The sequence below is a fragment of the Variovorax sp. LjRoot84 genome, assembly GCF_964254305.1.
In the GTDB taxonomy this organism is placed as follows: domain Bacteria; phylum Pseudomonadota; class Gammaproteobacteria; order Burkholderiales; family Burkholderiaceae_C; genus Variovorax.
On record NZ_CAXUTE020000001.1, the window covers coordinates 2,652,932 to 2,676,080 of the forward strand.

At 66.7% G+C, this 23,149-nt stretch carries 20 protein-coding genes; 11 read left to right on the top strand and 9 right to left on the bottom strand.

What is annotated here, in order from left to right:
* Positions 1-103 precede the first annotated feature (103 nt).
* From carA to ACSQ9I_RS13480, 5 genes are all read left to right on the top strand, one after another.
* On the top strand, positions 104-1,288 hold the full coding sequence (gene carA, locus ACSQ9I_RS13460) for a glutamine-hydrolyzing carbamoyl-phosphate synthase small subunit (RefSeq protein ID WP_093107852.1): 1,185 nt from the start codon (positions 104-106) through the stop codon (positions 1,286-1,288).
* On the top strand, positions 1,281-4,517 hold the full coding sequence (gene carB / locus ACSQ9I_RS13465; RefSeq protein ID WP_436313468.1) for a carbamoyl-phosphate synthase large subunit: 3,237 nt from the start codon (positions 1,281-1,283) through the stop codon (positions 4,515-4,517). The genes carA and carB overlap by 8 nt, the downstream gene beginning before the upstream one ends.
* A 10-nt stretch (positions 4,518-4,527) precedes the next feature.
* A complete protein-coding gene (locus ACSQ9I_RS13470; protein ID WP_436313469.1) occupies positions 4,528-5,397 on the top strand; it encodes a Kdo hydroxylase family protein in 870 nt (289 codons plus the stop codon).
* 66 nt (positions 5,398-5,463) lie between these two features.
* Positions 5,464-5,943, top strand: coding sequence for a transcription elongation factor GreA (greA, locus tag ACSQ9I_RS13475; RefSeq protein ID WP_436303869.1), 480 nt, complete (start codon positions 5,464-5,466; stop codon positions 5,941-5,943).
* Between the two features lie 8 nt (positions 5,944-5,951).
* Positions 5,952-6,365, top strand: coding sequence for a DUF4149 domain-containing protein (locus tag ACSQ9I_RS13480; RefSeq protein WP_436303870.1), 414 nt, complete (start codon positions 5,952-5,954; stop codon positions 6,363-6,365).
* Here ACSQ9I_RS13480 and ACSQ9I_RS13485 read toward each other — a convergent pair whose 3' ends face one another.
* Together ACSQ9I_RS13485 and ACSQ9I_RS13490 are read right to left on the bottom strand one after the other, a co-directional pair.
* A complete protein-coding gene (locus ACSQ9I_RS13485) occupies positions 6,366-7,130 on the bottom strand; it encodes a glycosyltransferase (RefSeq protein WP_436313470.1) in 765 nt (254 codons plus the stop codon).
* A 2-nt stretch (positions 7,131-7,132) separates the two neighbouring features.
* Entirely contained in the window at positions 7,133-7,612 is a 480-nt protein-coding gene (locus ACSQ9I_RS13490; protein WP_093107796.1) for a YhbY family RNA-binding protein, read from the bottom strand.
* Positions 7,613-7,632: 20 nt separating this feature from the next.
* Here ACSQ9I_RS13490 and ACSQ9I_RS13495 point away from each other — a divergent pair, with 20 nt between their 5' ends.
* The 5 genes from ACSQ9I_RS13495 (at position 7,633) to ACSQ9I_RS13515 (ending at position 13,114) form a co-directional block, all read left to right on the top strand.
* Complete coding sequence (locus tag ACSQ9I_RS13495; protein ID WP_093107794.1) at positions 7,633-8,301, top strand: RlmE family RNA methyltransferase; 669 nt, start codon at positions 7,633-7,635, stop codon at positions 8,299-8,301.
* Positions 8,302-8,466: 165 nt separating this feature from the next.
* A complete protein-coding gene (gene ftsH, locus ACSQ9I_RS13500; protein WP_093107792.1) occupies positions 8,467-10,380 on the top strand; it encodes an ATP-dependent zinc metalloprotease FtsH in 1,914 nt (637 codons plus the stop codon).
* 58 nt (positions 10,381-10,438) lie between these two features.
* Positions 10,439-11,299, top strand: coding sequence for a dihydropteroate synthase (gene folP, locus ACSQ9I_RS13505; protein WP_436290528.1), 861 nt, complete (start codon positions 10,439-10,441; stop codon positions 11,297-11,299).
* Entirely contained in the window at positions 11,296-12,630 is a 1,335-nt protein-coding gene (gene glmM, locus ACSQ9I_RS13510) for a phosphoglucosamine mutase (protein ID WP_436313471.1), read from the top strand. The genes folP and glmM overlap by 4 nt, the downstream gene beginning before the upstream one ends.
* A gap of 4 nt (positions 12,631-12,634) precedes the next feature.
* Positions 12,635-13,114 (top strand): GNAT family N-acetyltransferase, encoded by a 480-nt coding sequence (locus ACSQ9I_RS13515; RefSeq protein WP_436313472.1) that lies wholly within the window; start codon positions 12,635-12,637, stop codon positions 13,112-13,114.
* Here the strand turns inward: ACSQ9I_RS13515 and ACSQ9I_RS13520 are convergent, their stop codons facing one another.
* From ACSQ9I_RS13520 to ACSQ9I_RS13540, 5 genes are read right to left on the bottom strand one after another with little or no spacing between them, the layout of a single operon-like run.
* Positions 13,115-14,386, bottom strand: a complete 1,272-nt coding sequence (locus ACSQ9I_RS13520; protein WP_436290526.1) for an acyl-CoA dehydrogenase family protein — start codon at positions 14,384-14,386, stop codon at positions 13,115-13,117.
* Positions 14,387-14,412: 26 nt separating this feature from the next.
* Positions 14,413-15,501 carry a phosphotransferase gene (locus ACSQ9I_RS13525; RefSeq protein ID WP_436313473.1) on the bottom strand — a complete coding sequence of 363 codons (1,089 nt, stop codon included), beginning with the start codon at positions 15,499-15,501 and terminating at the stop codon, positions 14,413-14,415.
* Between the two features lie 14 nt (positions 15,502-15,515).
* On the bottom strand, positions 15,516-16,235 hold the full coding sequence (locus tag ACSQ9I_RS13530; protein WP_093107781.1) for a Crp/Fnr family transcriptional regulator: 720 nt from the start codon (positions 16,233-16,235) through the stop codon (positions 15,516-15,518).
* Positions 16,236-16,290: 55 nt separating this feature from the next.
* Positions 16,291-17,070: an oxepin-CoA hydrolase, alternative type gene (locus tag ACSQ9I_RS13535; RefSeq protein ID WP_436303876.1), complete on the bottom strand. Its 780-nt coding sequence runs from the start codon at positions 17,068-17,070 to the stop codon at positions 16,291-16,293.
* A gap of 12 nt (positions 17,071-17,082) precedes the next feature.
* On the bottom strand, positions 17,083-18,603 hold the full coding sequence (locus ACSQ9I_RS13540) for a 3-hydroxyacyl-CoA dehydrogenase (protein WP_093107777.1): 1,521 nt from the start codon (positions 18,601-18,603) through the stop codon (positions 17,083-17,085).
* Positions 18,604-18,686: 83 nt separating this feature from the next.
* Here ACSQ9I_RS13540 and ACSQ9I_RS13545 point away from each other — a divergent pair, with 83 nt between their 5' ends.
* Complete coding sequence (locus ACSQ9I_RS13545) at positions 18,687-20,885, top strand: type IV pilus assembly protein FimV (protein ID WP_436313474.1); 2,199 nt, start codon at positions 18,687-18,689, stop codon at positions 20,883-20,885.
* Here ACSQ9I_RS13545 and ACSQ9I_RS13550 read toward each other — a convergent pair.
* Positions 20,875-22,047 carry an MFS transporter gene (locus ACSQ9I_RS13550; protein ID WP_436313475.1) on the bottom strand — a complete coding sequence of 391 codons (1,173 nt, stop codon included), beginning with the start codon at positions 22,045-22,047 and terminating at the stop codon, positions 20,875-20,877. The two genes, ACSQ9I_RS13545 and ACSQ9I_RS13550, sit on opposite strands and share 11 nt — an antisense overlap.
* A complete protein-coding gene (locus ACSQ9I_RS13555; protein ID WP_436303880.1) occupies positions 22,044-23,051 on the bottom strand; it encodes a D-2-hydroxyacid dehydrogenase family protein in 1,008 nt (335 codons plus the stop codon). The genes ACSQ9I_RS13550 and ACSQ9I_RS13555 overlap by 4 nt, the downstream gene beginning before the upstream one ends.
* Positions 23,052-23,149 lie beyond the last annotated feature (98 nt).

Genomic DNA, 23,149 nt, shown 5'->3' on the forward strand with positions numbered 1-23,149 from the left:
TCACACCCCGCCCACAGCGCACGCAAGCCAACTCCTCGACGAAAGTCGCAGCCCAAAGTCACTTCTTGGGTTCGCTTTGGGCGTCATCCATCCGGAGATCCCAGTGCTTTTGTCTCTCAAGGGAAATTTCCCGCCCGCCATCCTGGCGCTTGCAGACGGCACGGTCTTTCTCGGCAACTCGATCGGCGCCCAAGGCGCCACCACTGGCGAAGTGGTGTTCAACACCGCCATGACCGGTTACCAGGAAATCCTGACCGACCCGAGCTATTGCCAGCAGATCGTGACGCTCACGTATCCGCACATCGGCAACTACGGCGTCAACGAGGAAGACATCGAGTCCGACAAGATCCATGCCGCTGGCCTGATCATCAAGGACCTGCCGCTGGTCGCGTCCAACTTCCGCAAGACGGCCACGCTGACCGACTACCTGGTGCGCGGCAACACGGTCGCCATCGCGAACATCGACACGCGCAAGCTCACGCGCCATCTGCGCACGAACGGCGCCCAGAACGGCTGCATCCTCGGCCTCGCTGCGGGCGAGGCCGTGACGCAGGCGCTGATCGACAAGGCCGTGGCCGCTGCCCGGGCCGTACCCAGCATGTCCGGGCTCGACCTGGCCAAGGTGGTGTCGGTCAAGGAGACCTACGAGTGGACGCAGACCGAGTGGAAACTCGGTGCCGGATACGGCGTGCAGATCACGCCCAAGTTCCACGTCGTGGCCTTCGACTACGGCGTCAAGAAGAACATCCTGCGCATGATCGCCCAGCGCGGCGCACGCATCACGGTAGTGCCGGCACAGACGCCGGCGGCCGACGTGCTCAAGCTGCGTCCGGACGGCATCTTCCTGGCCAACGGCCCGGGCGACCCCGAGCCCTGCGACTACGCCATCGAGGCCACGCGCGAACTGATCGAAACCGGCATTCCGGTCTTCGGCATCTGCCTGGGCCACCAGATCATGGCGCTCGCCTCCGGCGCGAAGACCTTCAAGATGAAGTTCGGCCATCACGGCGCCAACCATCCCGTGAAAGACCTGGACAACGGCCGCGTGAGCATCACGAGCCAGAACCACGGCTTCGCGGTAGACGAGAAGACGCTGCCCGCCAACCTGCGGCCCACCCACATCAGCCTGTTCGACAACACGCTGCAAGGCCTGGCACGCACCGACAAGCCGGCCTTCTGCTTCCAGGGCCATCCGGAGGCCTCGCCCGGGCCTCACGACATCGGCTACCTGTTCGACCGCTTCACGGCACTCATGCAAAGTCACAAAGAAGGACAGAAGAATGCCTAAGCGCACCGACCTCCAGAGCGTTCTCATCATCGGCGCCGGCCCGATCATCATCGGCCAGGCCTGCGAGTTCGACTACTCCGGCGTGCAGGCCTGCAAGGCACTGCGCGAGGAGGGCTACAAGGTCATCCTGATCAACAGCAACCCCGCGACGATCATGACCGACCCGGCCACGGCCGACGTGATCTACATCGAGCCGATCACCTGGCAGACGGTCGAAAAAATCATCGTCAAGGAACGCCCCGACGCCATCCTGCCGACCATGGGCGGGCAGACCGCGCTCAACTGCGCGCTCGACCTCTGGCGCAACGGCGTGCTCGACAAGTACAAGGTGGAGCTGATCGGCGCCACGCCCGAGGCGATCGACAAAGCCGAAGACCGCCTGAAGTTCAAGGACGCGATGACCAAGATCGGCCTGGGCTCGGCGCGCTCGGGCATCGCCCACTCGCTCGACGAAGCCTGGGCGGTGCAGAAGACGGTCGGCTTCCCGGTGGTGATCCGCCCCAGCTTCACGCTCGGCGGCACCGGCGGCGGCATCGCCTACAACCCGGAAGAGTTCGAGACCATCTGCAAGCGCGGCCTCGAAGCCTCGCCGACCAATGAGCTCCTGATCGAGGAGTCGCTGCTCGGCTGGAAAGAGTACGAGATGGAGGTGGTGCGCGACAAGGCGGACAACTGCATCATCGTCTGCTCGATCGAAAACCTGGACCCGATGGGCGTGCACACCGGCGACTCGATCACGGTCGCCCCTGCCCAGACCCTGTCGGACAAGGAATACCAGATCCTGCGCAACGCCTCGCTGGCCGTTCTGCGCGAGATCGGCGTCGACACCGGCGGCTCCAACGTGCAGTTCTCGATCAATCCGAAGGACGGCCGCATGGTCGTGATCGAGATGAACCCGCGCGTCTCGCGCTCCTCCGCGCTGGCTTCCAAGGCCACCGGCTTCCCGATCGCCAAGGTCGCGGCCAAGCTGGCCGTCGGCTATACGCTCGACGAGCTGCGCAACGAGATCACCGGCGGCGCCACGCCGGCGAGCTTCGAGCCCAGCATCGACTACGTGGTCACGAAGATCCCGCGTTTCGCCTTCGAGAAATTCCCGCAGGCCGACTCGCGCCTGACCACGCAGATGAAATCGGTGGGCGAGGTGATGGCCATGGGCCGCACCTTCCAGGAATCGTTCCAGAAGGCGCTGCGCGGCCTGGAGGTCGGCGTCGACGGGCTCAACGAGAAGACGCAGGACCGCGAAGTGCTCGAAAAAGAGCTCGGCGAGCCCGGCCCCGACCGCATCTGGTACGTCGGCGATGCCTTCGCCATGGGCCTCTCCGTCGACGAAGTGTTCGCGCTGACCAAGATCGACCCCTGGTTCCTGGTGCAGATCGAGGAGATCGTGAAGATCGAGCTCGAGCTCGAAACCAAGTCGCTGGACGACATCGACAAGAGCACCCTGCTCGCGCTGAAGAAGAAGGGTTTCTCCGACCGTCGTCTCGCCAGGCAGCTCAGGACCACCGACACCGCGGTCCGCGAGAAGCGGCGCGCGCTCGGCGTGCGCCCGGTCTACAAGCGCGTCGACACCTGTGCGGCCGAGTTCGCGACCAACACCGCCTACATGTACTCGACCTACGAGGACGAGTGCGAAGCCGCGCCGACGGACAAGAAGAAGATCATGGTGCTCGGCGGCGGCCCGAACCGCATCGGCCAGGGCATCGAGTTCGACTACTGCTGCGTGCATGCGGCACTCGCGATGCGCGAGGACGGCTACGAGACCATCATGGTCAACTGCAATCCGGAGACCGTCTCGACCGACTACGACACCAGCGACCGCCTCTACTTCGAGCCGCTCACGCTCGAGGACGTGCTCGAGATCGTCGACAAGGAAAAGCCGACCGGCGTGATCGTGCAGTACGGCGGCCAGACGCCGCTCAAGCTCGCGCTCGACCTCGAAGCCAACGGCGTGCCGATCATCGGCACCAGCCCCGACATGATCGACGCGGCCGAAGATCGCGAGCGTTTCCAGAAGCTGCTGAATGAGCTCCAGCTGCGCCAGCCGCCGAACGCGACCGCGCGCACCGAGGCGGAAGCGCTCGAGAAAGCCGCCCAGCTGGGCTATCCGCTGGTGGTGCGCCCCAGCTATGTGCTCGGCGGCCGCGCGATGGAGATCGTGCACGAGCAGCGCGACCTCGAACGCTACATGCGCGAAGCCGTCAAGGTCAGCAACGATTCGCCGGTGCTGCTGGACCGCTTCCTGAACGACGCCGTCGAATGCGATGTCGACTGCTTGCGCGATGCCGAGGGCAACACCCTGATCGGCGGCGTGATGGAGCACATCGAACAGGCCGGTGTGCACTCCGGCGACTCCGCCTGCTCGCTGCCGCCCTACAGCCTCAAGGCCGATACCGTGGCCGAGCTCAAGCGGCAAAGCGCCGCCATGGCCAAGGCGCTCAATGTCGTCGGCCTCATGAACGTGCAGTTCGCGATCCAGGAAAAGGACGGACGGGACGTCATCTACGTGCTCGAAGTGAATCCGCGCGCCTCGCGCACGGTGCCCTACGTGAGCAAGGCCACCGGCATCCAGCTGGCCAAGGTGGCGGCGCGCTGCATGGCGGGCCAGTCGCTGGTTTCGCAGGGCGTCACGCGCGAAGTCACGCCGCCGTACTTCAGCGTCAAGGAAGCGGTGTTCCCCTTCGTCAAGTTCCCCGGCGTGGACACCATCCTCGGCCCGGAGATGAAGTCGACCGGCGAAGTGATGGGCGTGGGCAAGACCTTCGGCGAGGCCTTCGTGAAGTCGCAACTCGGCGCCGGCACGCATCTGCCGAAGTCGGGCAAGGTGTTCATCTCGGTCAAGAACAACGACAAGGCACGCGCGGTGGAAGTGGCGCGTGGCCTGGCTGCGCTGGGCTTCGAACTGATCGCGACCAAGGGCACCGCCGCCGCCATCAACGCGGCGGGCATCACCTGCGCCGTGGTGAACAAGGTGACCGAGGGTCGCCCGCACATCGTCGACATGATCAAGAACAACGAGATCGCGCTGGTCATCAACACGGTGGAAGAGCGCCGCAACGCGATCACCGACTCGCGCCAGATCCGCACCTCGGCGCTGCTGGCCCGCGTGACCACCTTCACCACCATCTTCGGCGCCGAAGCCGCGGTCGAAGGCATGCGGCACATGGACGAACTCGACGTGATCTCGATCCAGGAAATGCACGCGCAACTCGCGCAGTTCGCGCTCGCATGAAGAGTTGTCCATGGAAACGCAGCTCGTCGAGCTCGACCTGGCCGACTGGAACGGCGCTGCGCCGAACGAAGCGTGGATCGCCGCGCTCGAGGCTGGCAAGGTGCTGTATTTCCCGCGGCTCCCCTTCGAGCTGCGGCCTGAAGAACGGGCCTTGTTCTCGCCCGCGGTGCTGTCGCCAGGCGTCCGCAACATCAGTCTGGATGCCGAAGGGCGCCTGAGGGGCGTGGCGGGCGACGAGGGCGTGCAGCAGGCCGTGGCGGCAATGGTCGGGCGTTTTCGTGCGCGGTCGCAGCAGCTGATCCACGGATTGCTGCCGCACTACACGCCGGCCCTGCGGCTGGCGCCGACCAGCTACCGCCCGGCGCAGGTGGAAACACGCGTCCAGTCGTGGCGGGCCGACGACCGGCGGCTGCACATCGACTCGTTCCCGTCGCGCCCCAACTACGGCGAGCGCATCCTGCGTGTGTTCACCAATGTCAATCCCGAGGGCGCGCCGCGCGTCTGGCGGGTCGGTGAGCCCTTCGAGACCGTGGCCAAGCGCTTCCTGCCGCGTGCCAAGCCTTACTCGCGCTGGCAGGCCCGCATGCTGCGGGCGCTGCGCGTCACCAAGTCCTTGCGCAGCGAATACGACCATCTGATGCTGCAACTGCACGACGGCATGAAGTCCGACCTGGAGTACCAGAAGAACGCGCAGCAGCAAACCGTGCCGTTCCCGGCCGGATCGGTATGGGTGTGCTTCTCGGACCAGACCTCGCATGCCGTGATGTCCGGCCAGTACATGCTCGAGCAGACGCTGCACCTGCCCGCCGCAAGGCAATACAATCCCGATTCGAGCCCGCTCGCCATCCTGAGCCGGCTGACCGGACGTCAACTCGTCTGATCTTTTTCCTTCCATGAACCGCCGAACGGCAGCGTTCGGCGGTTTCGCTTTCTGGAGAGACAAAACATGGCCACCACCATTCCGATTACCAAGCGCGGTGCGGAGAAACTTCGTGACGAGCTGCAACGCCTGAAGTCCGTCGAGCGGCCCGCCATCATCACGGCGATCGCCGAGGCCCGCGCCCAGGGCGACCTCAGCGAGAACGCAGACTACGACGCCGCCAAGGAGCGCCAAGGCTGGATCGAAGGCCGCATCAAGCAGATCGAGGGCATGCTCTCGAATGCCCAGGTCATCGATCCCTCCGACCTCGATGCGGGCGGCAAAGTCGTTTTCGGTTCGACAGTCGAACTGGAAGATGAAGACAGCGGCGACGCGGTCAAGTACCAGATCGTCGGCGAGGACGAAGCCGACCTGAAGCTCGGCCTCATCAACGTCTCCAGCCCGATCGCGCGCGCGCTGATCGGCAAGGAAGAGGGCGATACCGCCGAGGTGCAGGCACCGGGCGGGGTGAAGCGCTACGAGATCGTCGGCGTCAGCTACCTCTGAATTCACGGGTGAAGGACCGCGTCGCGCTGCTGTTGGCAGCCCTCTGGTGGGGCAGCCTGACGACGATCGGCTTCCTGGTCGTGCCGATGCTGTTCGCCAAACTCGGGAATCCGGCCATGGCGGGCAATTTCGCGGGACGGCTGTTCGCGGCCCAGAGCTGGGTTGCGTTGGCCTGCGGACTGGCGCTTCTGACCTATTTCAGGTCGAAGATCCAAGACCGCGTGGATCGATCGTCACGCGTCGCCGTGGCCTGGATCGTCGTGGCACTGCTGCTGGCGCTGCTGCAGGAATACGCCGTCGCGCCCCGCATCCTGGCGCGGGAGAACCTCGGGCTCTGGCACTCGCTCGGCAGTGCCATGTACCTCGGCCAGTGGCTCTGCGCCGGAGTGCTGCTCTGGCGCATGGGGCGCCGCCCCGACTGATCAGGCCTTCCAGAAGCTGGTGATCCAGCGCGCCGGCCGGATGAAGCGGAAGCGCCGGTTGCGCCGCCCGGCCAGCGCGTCGGGCGGATTGCATTCCCCGTGGAAGACCATGATGCGCGCGCCTTCGGGCACGAAGGGCTCGCGCCAGTAGTTGGTGGGCCAGGTCGGAATGCCGTGGTACTTGAAGCTCGGACACCACTCGGCCGGCCAGTAGGCCAGCTTGCCCTGGTGGTAGAGAAAATCCGACAGGTAGGTCTGCTCGTTGCGGTACTCGGCCTGCACCGCATCCATGTTCTCGCGGAAATGCGCCAGCACGTCGGGATGTGCGCCGAGCTCGAAGCGGTACACCGACGAATTGCCCGTGATGCGCCGGCGCCGCCAGGGACGGGCGTAGTCGTGAATGATCAGGAACTCGCCGGGATGCTCGAAAAAGGCGTCCAGGCTGCCCACGACGACCACGTCGAGATCGATGAACAGCGCCCGGCCGCGCAGGCCGTAGAGGTCCCGTTCGAAGGTGGTCAGCTTCTTCCAGGCGCGGTCGGCCTGTCCCGGCTTGAGCTCGAGGTCCAGCGGCGGGATCGGAAAGCACTGCACCTCGCTTCGGATGCCCTGGCTGTCGTCGGTCAGGCAGACGAAGTTGAAGTCGTCGCTCAGGTGGCGACGCACCATCGCGTAGAGGCGGTTGACGTAGTCGGGCCCGTATTTCGTGCCCCATTTCATGCAGAGGATGTGACGCTGCGGCGCTGCCGTTGGCTCGATCGGCATCCTCAGTCCGCCTGGCGACGCTTCTTGACCGACAGCGGCTTCTTGGCCTTGGCACGCTTGATGGTGCCGCCGGGCGTCAGCCGCTGGTTGCCGAGCACCCGAAGCGTCTTGATCTCCGGGCGCTGTCCTCCGCGCTTGCTGTACTTGATCACCTTGACGTCGCGCGGACCCGGCATGCGGTCCTCGTCGATCTCGCGCGCTTTTTCGGGGATGGGGCGCCAGAGCACGAGCAGCTTGCCGATGTGCTGGATCGGCGCCGCGTTCAGGTCCTCGGCCAGGGTTTGCAGCATGGCTTCGCGGGCCGGGCGGTCGTCGGAGAAAACGCGCACCTTGATCAGGCCGTGGGCCTTGAGCGCGGCATCGGCTTCCTTCTTGACGGCCGGCGTCAGCCCGTCGCCGCCGATCATGACGATCGGGTCCAGATGGTGCGCTTCGGAGCGGTGCACCTTGCGCTGCGCAGGGGTAAGTTGAATGGCGGGCATCCCCGTATTATCGAGCGTCAATGAATCCCAAACCCAAAGCCAAGAAGCTCAACAAGGCGTGGCTGCATGACCACATCAACGACCCCTACGTGAAGCTGGCCACGCGGGAGGGATACCGGGCCCGCGCGGCCTACAAGCTCAAGGAAATCGACGAGACGCTGGGCCTGATCCGGCCGGGGCAACTGGTGGTCGACCTGGGCTCGACGCCCGGCGCCTGGAGCCAGTATGTGCGGCGCAGGCTGTCGCCGAGCGGGGCAGCGGCCGGTGAGCTGGACGGCATCATCATCGCGCTCGACATCCTGCCGATGGAGCCGATCGAGGGCGTGACCTTCCTGCAGGGCGACTTCCGCGAGGCCGAAGTGCTGGAGCGGCTTGCGCAGGCCATGGACGGCCGGCTCGCCGACGTCGTCGTGTCCGACATGGCGCCCAACCTGTCTGGCATCGCCTCGGCCGACGCTGCCCGCGTCGCGCATCTGATCGAGCTTGCAATCGACTTCGCGCGCCACCACATGAAGCCTGAAGGCGCACTGGTCGCCAAACTTTTCCACGGCAGCGGCTACAGCGAGCTGACGCAGCTGTTCAAGAGCAACTTCCGGGTGGTAAAGCCCTTGAAACCCAAGGCTTCGCGCGACAAATCGTCGGAGACCTTCATGGTGGGCATCGGGCTCAAGAACGTCGATACGAATTGATACCCGGGCGCCGGCCGGCATTTGCCTCCAAAACCGTGCGCGTCCTATGGCTGCTATAGGGAAATTCCGGCATTTCGCAGGTTGAAAAGCCTAAAATGGGTGCCAATTGCGTGCCCTAGCGCGTTTTTTGTTTTTCGTGTCACGCGCTTTCGACTGGAGCTTCGTTTGAACAATCAGTGGTTTTCCAAAGTTGCCGTCTGGCTCGTCATTGCGATGGTGTTGTTCACTGTGTTCAAGCAGTTCGACACCCGCGGCGTCGCCGGCGCCGGCAATGTCGGTTACTCCGACTTCCTCGAGGAAGTCCGCAGCAACCGCATCAAGAGCGCGACCATCCAGGAAGGCCAGGGCGGCAGCGAGATCGTCGCGATCACCAATGACGACCGCAAGATCCGCACGACGGCCACCTACCTCGACCGCGGCCTGGTCGGCGACCTGATCGCCAACAACGTCAAGTTCGACGTCAAGCCGCGCGAAGAGGGCTCGCTCCTCATGACGCTGCTGGTGAGCTGGGGTCCGATGCTGCTGCTGATCGGCGTCTGGGTCTATTTCATGCGCCAGATGCAGGGCGGCGGCAAGGGCGGCGCCTTCAGCTTCGGCAAGAGCAAGGCGCGCATGCTCGACGAAAACAACAACCAGGTCACCTTCGCCGACGTCGCAGGCTGCGACGAGGCCAAGGAGGAAGTGAAGGAGGTCGTCGACTTCCTGAAGGACCCGGCCAAGTTCCAGAAGCTCGGCGGCCGCATCCCGCGCGGCCTGCTGCTGGTCGGGCCGCCCGGCACCGGCAAGACCTTGCTGGCCAAGGGCATCGCCGGCGAGGCAAAGGTGCCGTTTTTCTCGATTTCCGGTTCGGACTTTGTCGAGATGTTCGTCGGCGTGGGCGCGGCCCGTGTGCGCGACATGTTCGAGAACGCCAAGAAGAACGCCCCCTGCATCATCTTCATCGACGAAATCGACGCCGTCGGTCGCCAGCGCGGTGCGGGCCTGGGCGGCGGCAACGACGAGCGCGAGCAGACGCTCAACCAGATGCTGGTCGAGATGGACGGTTTCGAAACCAATCTCGGCGTGATCGTGGTCGCTGCGACCAACCGCCCTGACATCCTGGACGCCGCGCTGCTGCGCCCGGGCCGTTTCGACCGCCAGGTCTACGTGACGCTGCCGGACATCCGCGGCCGCGAGCAGATCCTCAACGTGCACATGCGCAAGGTGCCGCTCGGCCAGGACGTGAACCCGAGCATCATCGCGCGCGGCACCCCGGGCATGTCGGGCGCCGACTTGGCCAACCTGTGCAACGAGGCCGCGCTGATGGCTGCGCGCCGCAATGCGCGCGTGGTCGAGATGCAGGACTTCGAGAAGGCCAAGGACAAGATCTTCATGGGCCCCGAGCGCAAGAGCATGGTCATGCCCGAGGAAGAGCGTCGCAACACGGCCTACCACGAGTCCGGCCACGCGCTGATCGGCAAGCTGCTGCCCAAGTGCGACCCGGTCCACAAGGTCACCATCATTCCGCGCGGCCGCGCGCTGGGCGTGACGATGAGCCTGCCGGCGCAGGACCGCTACAGCTACGACCGTGAGTACATGCTGAACCAGATCAGCATGCTGTTCGGCGGCCGTATCGCCGAAGAAGTGTTCATGCACCAGATGACCACCGGCGCCAGCAACGACTTCGAGCGTGCCACGCAGATCGCGCGCGACATGGTGATGCGCTACGGCATGACCGAATCGCTGGGCCCGATGGTCTACGCCGAGAACGAGGGCGAAGTCTTCCTCGGCCGCTCGGTCACCAAGACCACCAACATGAGCGAGTCGACCATGCAGAAGGTCGATGCCGAGGTGCGCCGCATCATCGACGAGCAGTACGCCCTGGCGCGCCGCCTGATCGAGGAGAACAGCGACAAGATGCACGCCATGGCCAAGGCGCTGCTCGAATGGGAAACCATCGACACCGAGCAGCTCGACGACATCATGGCCGGCCGCGCACCGCGTCCGCCCAAGGACTGGACGCCGCGCATCCCGCCCTCGGGCGGCGGCAGCGGCGGTACGCCGGCGGTGAACCCGGATCCGGCGCCGACAGCGGCTTGAGCATGATGCTTTGGCTATCGACGGGGCCTCTGGCCCCGTTTTTTCTTTGGAAGGGCGTATGACGATCTGGCGCACGACGCGCTTTGCCATCGACCTCGCGCAGCCGCGCGTGATGGGCATCGTCAACGTCACGCCCGATTCCTTTTCCGACGGCGGCGCCCATGCCTCGACCGAAGCCGCGGTGCGGCATTGCGTTCAACTGGTGGAAGAGGGCGCCGACATCCTCGACATCGGCGGCGAGTCCACGAGGCCCGGCAGTCCTGCCGTACCGCTGGCGGAGGAACTGGATCGCGTGCTGCCGGTGGTGAGCGAGGCGGTGAAGTTGGGCGTGCCGGTCTCGGTCGATACCTACAAACCCGAGGTGATGCGCGCGGTGCTGGAGCTCGGTGCCGACATCGTCAACGACGTGTGGGCGCTGCGGCAACTCGGCGCACGGCAGGCCGTGGCGGCGCATCCCTCGTGCGGTGTCTGCCTGATGCACATGCACCGCGACCCGCAGACCATGCAGGCGGCCCCCATGGAGGGCGACGTGCTCCCCGCGGTGCGTGCCTTCCTGACGCAGGGTGCGAAGGAACTGCTGGCGTTGGGCGTCGGTTCGGATCGCATCGTGCTCGACCCGGGCATCGGTTTCGGCAAGACCGTGGCGCAGAATTTCGCCTTGCTCGCACGCCAGCAGGAGCTGCTCGCCGCCGGCTGGCCGCTCTTGATCGGTTGGTCGCGCAAGTCTTCGCTCGGCGCCGTCACCGGCATCGAATCGGCGGCCGAGCGCATGGTGCCCAGCGTGGCGGCGGCGGTCTTGGCCGTCGAGCGCGGCGCATCGATCCTGCGCGTGCATGATGTGCGCGAAACGGTCGCCGCGCTGGCCGTATGGCGCGCGATGAAACGACAACAACAAGCACTGCAGGAGCCACATCCATGACAAGAAAATACTTCGGCACCGACGGCATCCGCGGCACGGTCGGCCAGGCGCCGATCACGCCCGACTTCGTGCTGCGGCTCGCGCATGCCGTCGGCCGCGTGCTCAAGAAGACGGAGGCGCGCCCGACCGTGCTGATCGGCAAGGACACGCGCATCTCGGGCTACATGCTGGAGTCGGCGCTCGAATCGGGCTTCAACTCGGCCGGCGTCGACGTGGTGCTGCTGGGGCCGCTGCCGACACCGGGCGTGGCCTACCTGACGCGCGCACAGCGGGCCAGCCTGGGTGTCGTGATCAGCGCCAGCCACAACGCCTATCCGGACAACGGCATCAAGTTCTTCAGCGCACATGGCACCAAGCTCAGCGACGAATGGGAGCTGGCGGTCGAAGCCGCGCTCGAAGAGCCGCCCGTCTGGGCCGATTCGGCACAGCTCGGCAAGGCGCGCCGGCTCAACGATGCGCCGGGCCGCTACATCGAGTTCTGCAAGAGCACCTTTGCCAACGACCTGACGCTGCGCGGTCTGAAGCTGGTGGTCGACGGTGCCCACGGCGCTGCCTACCAGGTGGCACCGCAAGTGTTCCATGAGCTCGGTGCGGACGTGATCAGCATCGGCTGCGCGCCCGACGGCCTGAACATCAACAAGGGCGTCGGCGCCACGCATCCCCAGGCGCTGATCGATGCGGTCCGGGCGCAGGGCGCGCACTACGGCATTGCGCTCGACGGCGATGCCGACCGCCTGCAGCTGGTGGACGCGAGCGGGCGCCTGTTCAACGGCGACGAACTGCTCTACCTGATGGTGATGGAGCGCATCGCGCGCGGTGAGAAACCTTCTGGCGTGGTCGGGACGCTGATGACCAACAAGGCGGTCGAAGTTGCGCTGCGCAAGCAGGGCATCGAGTTCGTGCGCACGCGCGTGGGCGACCGCTATGTGCTGGAAGAGCTGGAAAAGCGCCGTTGGCTACTCGGAGGCGAGGGCTCCGGCCACCTGCTCGCGCTCGATCGCCACACGACGGGCGATGGCATCGTGAGTGCGCTGCAGGTGCTGCAGGCCTGCCAGCGCAGCGGCAAACGCGTGGACGAGCTGCTGGCCGATGTCACGCTCTTTCCGCAGACGCTCATCAATGTCCGATTGGCCGAGGGGCAGGACTGGAAAGCCAACCAGGCGCTGGCGGCCGAAACCCGGCGCGCCGAGGCCGAACTGGGCGATGCAGGCCGCGTGCTGATCCGCGCCAGCGGCACCGAGCCGCTGCTGCGCGTGATGGTCGAGGCGCGCGACGCAGCGCAGGCCGAGGCCTGCGCAAGACGCCTGGTGGCGGCCGTCGAAGCGGGTTGAACGCGTGATCGACGTCCTGCTCGCCGATTACCGCAACCCGGCGCATGCGCGTGCGCTGGTCGAGCTGCTGGACAGCTATGCGCGCGATCCCGCCGGCGGCGGCACGCCGCTGGCGTCCCAGGTGCTGGATGAACTGCCCGAGGCGCTGGCCGCGCGGCCGCAGGCCTTCAGCGTGCTGGCCTACGACGCAGCGCAGCCGATCGGCCTCGTCAACTGCATCGAAGGCTTCTCGACCTTTGCCTGCAAGCCGCTGGTCAATGTGCACGATGTGGTCGTGCTGGCCAGCCACCGCGGCCAGCGGGTCACGCAGCGCATGCTGGCGCGTGTCGAGGAAGAGGCTCGCGCGCGTGGCGCCTGCAAGCTCACGCTCGAGGTGCTCTCAGGCAACCGCAGCGCGCTGCGCGCCTACGAGCGTGAAGGCTTTGCCGGCTACCAGCTCGACCCGGCCTTCGGCTCGGCCATGTTCCTGCAAAAGAAGCTCTGATCAGAAGCGCGTGACGGGCATGTCGCTGTCGCCCTTGCCGGGGGCGTACTTGCCCAGCTCCCACTTGGCGATCGCATTGCGGTGCACTTCGTCCGGACCGTCGGCGAAGCGCAGGGCGCGCGCGCCGACATAGGCGTAGGCGAGCGGGAAGTCGTCGGACATGCCGCCGCCGCCGTGCACCTGCATGGCCCAGTCGATCACCTGGCAAGCCATGCTCGGCGCGACCACCTTGATCATCGCGATCTCGTTCTTGGCGACCTTGTTGCCGGCCACGTCCATCAGCCATGCGGCCTTCAGCGTGAGCAGGCGTGCCATGTCGATCTTGCAGCGCGCCTCGGCGATGCGTTCCTGCGTCACGGTCTGCGAGGCGACGGCCTTGCCGAAGGCGATGCGGGACGAGGCGCGCTTGCACATCAACTCCAGGGCACGTTCGGCCAGGCCGATCAGGCGCATGCAGTGGTGGATGCGTCCCGGGCCGAGGCGGCCCTGCGCGATCTCGAAGCCGCGGCCTTCGCCGAGCAGCATGTTGCCGGCCGGCACGCGAACGTTCTCGAAGTACATCTCGACGTGGCCGTGCGGCGCGTCGTCGTAGCCCATCACGTTGAGCGGGCGCACGATGCGGATGCCCTTGGCATCGGCCGGCACCACGATCATGCTTTGCTGCGAGTGGCGCGGCGCCTCCGGGTCGCTCTTGCCCATGGTGATGAAGACCGCGCAGCGCGGATCTGCCGCGCCCGAGATCCACCACTTGTGGCCGTTGATGACGTACTCGTCGCCCTGCCGTTCGACGCGCGTGGCGATGTTGGTGGCGTCGCTCGACGCGACCTCCGGTTCGGTCATCGCGAAGGCCGAGCGGATCTCGCCTTCCAGTAGCGGCTTGAGCCAGCGCGCCTTGATCTCGTCCGAGCCGTAGCGCGCAATGGTTTCCATGTTGCCGGTGTCGGGCGCCGAGCAATTGAAGGCCTCGCTGGCCCATGGCACGCGGCCCATGATCTCGGCCAGCGGCGCGTATTCCTGGTTGGTGAGGCCGGCGCCTTCGTAGCCCGAGGCAGCGGCGCTGTCGACCGGCAGGAACAGGTTCCAAAGGCCCTGGGTCTTCGCCTTCTGCTTGAGCTTCTCGACCGTCTTGAGCGCGGTCCAGCGCTTGCCGGCCGCGGTGTTGGCGGCCAATTCGGCCGCGTACTCGGCTTCCGCCGGGTAGATGTGGTCTTCCATGAAAGCGGTGACGCGCTTCTGCAAGTCCTTGGTCTTGGCCGAATATTCGAAATCCATGGGGTCTCCTTTGAAATGGGGAAGGCTCAGGCCCGTTGTGCGAATTGCCAGGCCATCTCGGCCATCGGTCGCGCACCGCGGCCCGAGGCCACGGCTTGCTCGCTCGATGCGGTACCGGCCTCGACCCGCTTGGCGATGCCCTGCAGGATCGCGGCCATGCGGAACAGGTTGTAGGCCTGGTAGAAATTCCAGTCGGTCGCGAGCGCCTCGGGCGTCGTGATGCCGGTGCGGTTGCAGTATTTGCGGATGTATTCGCTCTCGGTCGGGATGCCCAGGCTCTTCAGGTCGAGGCCGCCGATGCCGCGGAACGAACCCGGCGCGATGTGCCACGACATGCAGTGGTAGCTGAAATCGGCCAGCGGATGGCCCAGCGTCGACAGTTCCCAGTCGAGCACGGCGATCGCACGCGGCTCGGTGGCGTGGAACATCAGGTTGTCGAGCCGGTAGTCGCCGTGCACGATCGAGGTCATCTTCTCGTCGCGCGCGCTGGCCGGGATGTGGGCGGGCAGCCATTCCATCAGGCGGTCCATTTCGGGGATGGGCTGCGTGATCGAGGCCACGTACTGTTTGCTCCAGCGGCCGATCTGGCGCTCGAAATAGTTGCCGGGCTTGCCGTAGTCGGCCAGGCCGCGCTCGGCGAACTTCACGGTGTGGAGCGCCGCGATGACGCGGTTCATCTCGTCGTAGACGGCGGCCCGCTCGGCATTGCTCATGCCCGGCAGCGACTGGTCCCACAGCACGCGCCCGGCCATGAATTCCATGACGTAGAAGGCGCGGCCGATAACGGCTTCGTCTTCGCACAGGCAGTACATCCGCGGCACCGGCACGCCGGTGCCGGCCAGGCCGCTCATGACCTTGAACTCGCGCTCGACCGCATGGGCCGAAGGCAGCAGCTTGGCGACCGGGCCGGGCTTGGCGCGCATCACGTAGCTTTGCGTCGGCGTGACCAGCTTGTAGGTCGGGTTGGACTGGCCGCCCTTGAACATTTCGACCGTGAGCGGCCCCTTGAAGCCGTCCAGGTTCCTGTCGAGCCAGGCGGTCAGCGCATCGACGTCGAAGACGTGCTGCTTGGATACGGCGCGGGTGCCGACGAAGTTGTCGAAGTCCTGGGTCATGTCTCTGCGGTCTTTTATTGATCGGCTTCGGAAATGCGCATCAGCGCCGCGCGGTCCAGCACCACCAGGCCGCCCGGTTCGATGCGGATCGCATCCTCGCGCTCCATGGCCTTGAGCTCCTGGTTCACGCGCTGGCGTGAGGCACCGAGCAGCTGCGCCAGCTCTTCCTGCGCCAGGTGCAGCCCGATGCGCATCTGGCTGCCGTCCGCCAGGTTCGGCACGCCGTAGCTGCGAACCAGGTGGATGAGCTGCTTGGCGAGCCTGGCGCGCAAGGGCAGCGTGTTGAGATCCTCGACCAGCCCGAAGAGCTGGCGGATGCGGCGCGCCTGCAGGCGCATCAGTGCCTCGTAAAGCTCGACATGGTTCGACAGGATCTTCTGGAAATCGGCGCGCGCCACGCAAAGGATCGTGGTCTCGCCATGCGCGTAGGCGTCGTGGGTTCGCCGGTCGCCGTCGAACATCGCCACGTCGCCGAACCAGATGCCCGGCTCCACATAGGTCAGCGTGACCTGCTTGCCCGAGACCGCCGTCGAGCTCACGCGCACCGCGCCCTTGGCGCAAGCGATCCACTGCTCGGGCGGGTCGCCGCGTGCAGCGATCAGCTCGCCGTCCTTGTAGCGTTTGACGAAAGCACATCGGAGGATGTCGTGACGAAGCGATGGAGAAAGAGAAGAGAACCAGCGACCACCATTGATCGCTTCACGTTCTTCGATGGTAAGAATGGGGTCGTCCATGGACTGTCCTGTGCGTGACTGAAAAGCTGAGGGTTGTCGCGAGAGCGACGTGCCGCTACTCGTAGCGCGGCGTTTCCTTGGCGAGGAAAGCGGCGATCCCGATGCCGGCGTTGCGGTGGTGCAGGTTGCGCACGAAGTGGTCGCGTTCCTGCGACAGCTGCGAAGCCAGTGTTGCGCCTCGCGCCTCGCTCAGCAGCTCCTTGATGCTGGCCAGCGAGTTGGGCGCGCGTGCGTTGAGGCGGTTCGCCAGCGCGAGCGCCGCACTCAAGGCCTGGCCGCTCTCGGTGATCTCATTCACCAGGCCGAGCGCATGCAGGCGCTGTGCCTCGATGCGCCCTCCGAGCATGAGCCATTCGCTCGCGAGCTGCCGAGGCAGTGCCTGCGCGAGATGCCAGCTCAAGCCGCCGTCCGGCGACAACGCGACGGTGCTGTACGAGGCGGCGAATACTGCATCGCGCGCGGCGACGATGAAGTCGCAGGCCGCGGCGAGCGAGAAGCCGGCGCCGGCCGCGGCGCCCTCGACGGCCGCGATCACCGGCTTGGGAAAGGTGCGGATCGAATCGATCCAGTTGTGCAGCGACTCGATGCTCTCGGCCTGCACTGCGGGCTCGCGCTCGCGATTGGCCGAAAGGCGCTGCAAGGAGCCGCCGGCGCAGAACCATGCGCCTTCGCCCACGAGCACGACACTTCGGATCTCGTCGCTGTTCTCGGCGCCGCTGAGCGCCTCGATGCCGGCCGCGTACATCTCGGGGCCCAGCGCATTGCGCTGCGAGGGGTTGGAGAGCGTGAGCACCAAGGTCTGTCCTTCGCTCGTGCTTTTCAGTTCTGCGGTCATGGTCGGTGTCTCTTACTCTTCTTCATGCGTGAGGCTCAGGCCCAGTGCGCCACGGCGGCGCAGCCACGGGCTCGGGCGGTAACGGGGATCGCCATACACGGTCTGGAGGTTGAAGAGCACTTCCAGCACGTTCGTCGGCCCGTACAGGTCGCCCATCGCCAGCGGACCCTGAGGGTAGCCGAGGCCCAACCGAACGGCGACGTCGAGGTCGGCGGGCGAACAGACGCGCTGCTGGCACATGTCGGCGGCGATGTTCACGATGGTGCCTATCACGCGCTGGGTGACGAAGCCGCCGCTGTCGCGGATCACGCTTACCGCCTTGCCGTCGCGCGCGAACAGCGCATGGGCCGCATCGCGCACGTCGCGCCGCGTCGCGGGATTGGTGGCCAGCACGCGGCGCTTGGTGGCTGCATCGTCCACCATCAGGTCGATGCCGACCGTGCGCGTCGCATCGAGCCGTTCGACGGCGGCGACGGTCGTGACGTCGAAGCCCAGCGGTGCGACCAGGATCAATGCGGCGGGCGAGGGCGTGGCGCCGCTTTCGAGCTGCGCGCCCAGCGCATGCACGAGCCGCAGCAAATCGGGCCGCCGTGCTGCGCGGGGCGAGACCCAGACGGCCGGGGCGGCGTCGACCGTCGGCACCGGCGCTTCGGTGGGCAACTGCGCCGCACCGTCGACATAGCGATAGAAGCCTTCGCCGGTCTTGCGACCGAGCGCACCCGCTGCGAGCCGCTGCGCGGTGATCACGCTGGGCCGAAAGCGCGGCTCCTCGTAGTACTGGCGGTAGATCGACTCCATCACGGGATGGGAAACATCGAGCGCCGTCAGATCGAGCAGCTCGAAAGGCCCGAGGCGAAAGCCCGCCTGGTCCTTGAGGATGCGGTCGATGGTGGCGAAGTCCGCCACGCCTTCCCCGGCGATGCGCAGCGCCTCGGTGCCGTAGCCGCGTCCCGCGTGGTTGACGATGAAGCCGGGCGTGTCCTTGGCCTGCACAGCGCTGTGGCCCATCTGCGCGGCGTAGCCCGCGAGCCGGCGGCAGACCTCGGCCTCGGTCTTGAAGCCGGCCACGACCTCGACCACCTTCATCAGGGGCACCGGGTTGAAGAAATGAAAGCCCGCCATGCGCTGCGGATGCGCCATCACCGCGGCGATGGCGGTGACCGAGAGCGATGAGGTGTTGGTCGCCAGCACGGCCGAGGGCGCGACCACCGCTTCGAGTTCGCTGAACAGCTTGCGCTTGACCTCGAGGTCTTCGACCACGGCTTCGATCACCAGCTCGCAGCCGGCGAGCGCCTGGACCGATTCGACGGCGCGGACACGAGCGGACAGTGCATCGCGCTGCGCCTCGTCCAGTTTTCCCTTCTCGTGCTGCTTCTGCCACTGGGCGAGGATGGCATCGCGTCCGCGGACCGCGGCGCCCTCGAAGCTGTCGAGCAGCAGGACCTCGCTCCCGGCCTGCGCGGCGATCTGCGCGATGCCGCGCCCCATGGCGCCGGCACCGATGATGCCCACATTGGAAAAGTTCACAGTCATTTGATAATTGTCTCTCTGAGGATGGCTGGCACGGATGCCCATGCCAGAATGTGTCAACTTTCGATTACTTTTTTCGAGCCATTTTGCAACTCCCACGCCTGGCGGCGGCCCTCTTTCTATTCGGGCTCGCACTTGACTCGCCTGCCTTGACGATCGGGCGGCCCCAAGGGGCTGTCTGGATCGGCAAGCCGCTGGATGTGGTGATTCCGCTTTCGCTGGATGCTGCCGAAGATGGGGGCGCGTTGTGCCTCGAAGCCGAGGTCGTGCAGGGGGACACCCGCATTGCCGATCGGAGCCTGACTGTATCGCTGGAGCCGGGGCCGAAGGCCAGCAGCCCGCGCATCCATATCCGTTCCACCGTCGCCGTGGACGAACCCGTGGTCAATGTGAACGTGCGTGCCGGCTGCGATACGAAGTCGACGCGCAGCTATGTGCTGCTGGCCGACGTTCCGTCCGAACCCGCGCTGCCCGTCCTTGCGCCGCCTTCGGGTGCAAGGGCATCGTCCGAGACCCTGGCGCGAGCGCCCGCGCGCGCGCCATCGCGTGCTGCGGCAGGGGGCGCATCGTCCGGCCTCGAAGGCCCGACCGCAGCGCCGGCGCGGCGCAACACCGCAGCGGCGCCCGCCGCGCGCACGCGCGACGCCGACGGGTCGTCGCCGCGTCCCAGCGCTGCCTCTGCGCCCGCGCCGCGCCGGGCCGCCGCGGCGCAACCGCCCGCCACACCGCGTGCGGCCGCGCCGCGCACCGTCCCGACGGTCGCAGCCGCTGAGCCGAGGCGCGGGGCCGTCGCCGGTGGATCCCGGCTCCAACTCGAAACGCTGGAGCCGGTTCCCGTCGCGCAGCCCGGCCTCAAGACAAGCCCGCAACTGACGCTGCCGGCCAGCGAAGACCTCGCGCGCCGCGCCGCGGCCGCCGCCGAGTGGCGCGCGCTCAACATCGACCCCGAAGCGGCGCAGCGCGAGGCCCAACGCATGCAAGCGCTGGAAGCCACGCTGGCCGCGCTGCGCGAGCAGACGGCGCAGAACCAGCGCACCTTGCTCGAGATGCGCAGCGAGCTCGCGCAGGCGCACGACAGCCGCTACCGCAATCCACTGGTCTACGCCCTGATCGCCCTGTTGCTGATCGCGCTGGTGGCGATCGTGCTGCTGTGGCGCATGGCGCGCCGAGCCGCAGCGCCGGCCTGGTGGGGCGAGACGCCGTCGAAGGGCGAGGGCGGTCCCACGCGGCCGAGTTCCTTGCGCGCACTGCTCGACGAGGAGCCGGACGTCGACTCCGTACCGCCGCCGCGGCGCAGCGCGAACGCCACCAGCTTCGGCGCGGCGACCTTTGCAGCCCTGGAGCCCGACGACGACAGCGGCTTCGGCGAATCCGAACCCCAGCCGGCACGCACGCCCGATGGCGCGCCGGTGCGGCCGGTCAACACCGAAGAGCTGTTCGACGTGCAGCAGCAGTCGGACTTCTTCCTTTCGCTCGGCCAGCACGACCAGGCAATCGCGGTGCTGCGCGAACACATCGCCACCAATCCCGGCACCAGCGCGTTGGCCTACCTGGACCTGCTGCGGATTTTTCATTCGCTGGGGCGCAAGGAGGACTATGCGCGCCTGGCGGAGGAATTCGAACGGGCCTTCAACGCCGACGTCCCGGCGTTCGAGAATTTCAACGAGACGGGCAAGGGTCTCGAACACTATCGCAGCACCCTCGCGCGCATCGAATCGCAGTGGCCTGCGCCGGGCACCCTGGCGCTGATCGAGGAGCTGATATTCCGCAAGCCCGGCGCGCACGAGGACGAGGCCTTCGACCTGGCGGCCTACCAGGAGCTGCTGCTGCTCTATTCCGTGGCCAAGGAAGTGATCGATCCGAACAGCGCACCGCCTGCGCCCGTCACGCCGCACTCCTTCGTCGATACCTTCGGCCACGACCAGCTGGCCACGACGCCTGCGCCGCTCGATCGCGAGAGCGCGCCCGAGGCCGTCGAGTACGCCCCGACGCTGCCCCCCTCGATCTACGGCGCCATCGACGACCACCTGCACCATGAGACTGTGCTGGTGCCGGATGCGCCGCTTCCGGCGCCTCCCGCAGGCGCCGCACCGGTGCCGCGCGCCAAGCCCGACATCGACCTGGACCTCGCCGAATTCGACAAGACGGCCTTCGAAACCATGCGAGCGCCGATCGAAACGCCGAAGCCGCCGCCCGCACCGTCCAGCGATCCCCACGTGATCGATTTCGAGCTCTTCGATCCGGCCACCGAGGCGGAGATAGCTCCCAAGCCGGTCAAGCGCTGAGCGCCGGGGCGCGGCGTTGCGCCCGGTCGACGGCCAGGCTGAGCGCCAGCGCGCAGAGCACCATCGCCAGGCCCGCCCAGCTCATCCAGACGATCGCGTCATGGGCCAGCAGCCAGCCTCCGGCTGCGGCACCCACCGCTTGCCCCACGTAGATGCCGGAACTGTTGAGCGCCACCGAGCCCGGCGCGAGCGCGGGCGCCATCGAGACCAGGCGTGCCTGCTGAGCCGAGTTGGTGGCGAAGCAGCCGAAGCCCCAGGGCACGATGATCAGCGCCAGCCCCGCGAGCGTCACGCCCAGAGGCCACAGAAGAAGGCTCAGCGCGATCAGCGACGTCGTGAGCAGCACCATCTGCGAGGCGCCCATGCGGTCGATGTACCGGCTCACGAGCATGTTGCCGAGCAGGCCGCAGACGCCGAACCAGCCCCACATCAGGCCCAGTGCCGTGGCGTCCGCGCCCAGCGCTTGCTTGAGGACGGGTGCGAAATAGCTGAACAGAACGAACTGGCCCGCGCCTTGCAGCGCGGTGACGGAGACGACGCCCATCAGCAACGGACTCTTGAGCACCTGGGCCCAGGCCGCGCGCGACAGCGCGGCCGGCCGGATGCCCGATGGGAGCTTGCGCCAGATCCAGGCTGCGCTGAGGATCGACAGGAGCGCGATCGTCGCGAACGCGGTGCGCCAGCCGAAATGACCGCCGATCAGCGTGCCGAGCGGAAGGCCCAGCACCGAGGCCATGGACCATCCCAGAAAAACGAAGGTGACGGCGCGGCCCCGCTGCTCGGGCGGCACCAGCAGACCCACGCAGGCGGCCGCCTGCGGCGTGAAGATCGCGGGCGCGACGACCGTCAGCATGCGCACCACCAGCAGCCCGCCGAAGTTCGGCATCAGCGTCGCGAGAAGATGCCCTGCCGCATACCACAGCATGGTGCAGGCGAGCAGCACCCGGCGGTCCCAGCCCGCGACCACGGCCGCCAGCAAGGGAGCGCCGAGGCACATCACGACGGCCGCCGCGGTGATCAACTGGCCGGCGGTAGCCGCGCTGACTTGCAGCGAGGTGCTGAGTTCGTTGAGCGTGCCGGGCACCACCATCACGCCCGTCCCGATCACGAAGTTGCCCGCCAGCAGGGCCCACAAAGCTGCCGGCAGCGCAGGCTGTTTCAACGGCGGACCTGCAGTGCGCCCGGATTCACGATGTTGGTCGGGTTGCCCTTGATGAAGCTGACGACGTTGTCGAAGGCCTGGCCGAAGTACATCTCGTAGCTGTCCTGCTCGACGTAGCCGATGTGCGGGGTGCAGATGCAGTTCTCCAGGCGCAGCAGCGCATGGCCTTGCAGCGGCGGCTCGCTCTCGAACACGTCGACGGCTGCCAGCCCGGGCCGGCCGCGGTTGAGGGCCGCGAGCAGCGCGTCCTGTTCGACCAGCTCGGCGCGCGAGGTGTTGACGAACAGTGCGGTGGGCTTCATGCGCGACAGATCCTCGAGGGTGACCAGGCCCCGTGTTTCCTCCGCCAGCCGCAGATGGATCGACAGCACGTCGGCCACGCTGAAAAAGATGTCCCGGTTCGGTGCCACCTGAAAGCCGTCGGACCGTGCCCTGGCGCAGCTCTCCTCGCGGCCCCAGATCACCACCTGCATGCCGAAGGCCTGCCCATAGCGTGCGACCAGCTGGCCGATGCGCCCATAGCCCCAGATGCAAAGCGTCTTGCCCTTGAGCACCGAGCCGAGCCCGAAATTGGGAGGCATCGAAGCCGACTTGAGCCCCGACTGCTGCCAGGCGCCATGCTTGAGGTTGCTGATGTACTGCGGCAAGCGGCGCATCGCCGTCATGATCAGCGCCCAGGTGAGTTCGGCCGGCGCCAGCGGCGAGCCCGTGCCTTCGGCCACCGCGATGCCTTGCTCCGTGCACGCATGCACGTCGATGTGGCTGCCGACCCGGCCGGTCTGCGAGATGAGCTTGAGCTTGGGGAGCTTCTCGATCAGCTGGCGAGAGATCTGTGTGCGTTCACGGATCAGCACGATCACGTCGGCATCCTTGAGCCGCACCGAGAGCTGCCCGATGCCTTTGACCGTGTTGGTGTAGACCTTGGCCGCGTACGCGTCGAGTTTGGAAGCGCAGCGCAGCTTGCGCACCGCGTCCTGGTAGTCGTCGAGGATCACAATGTTCATGGCATGCCATTGTGCCTCGCACCATCCGCGTACTCCGTGCCCTGCGTTCCACAGGCGCACGCTGCCCGGGGATAACCCAGGCTCGGTACGGCTTCAAT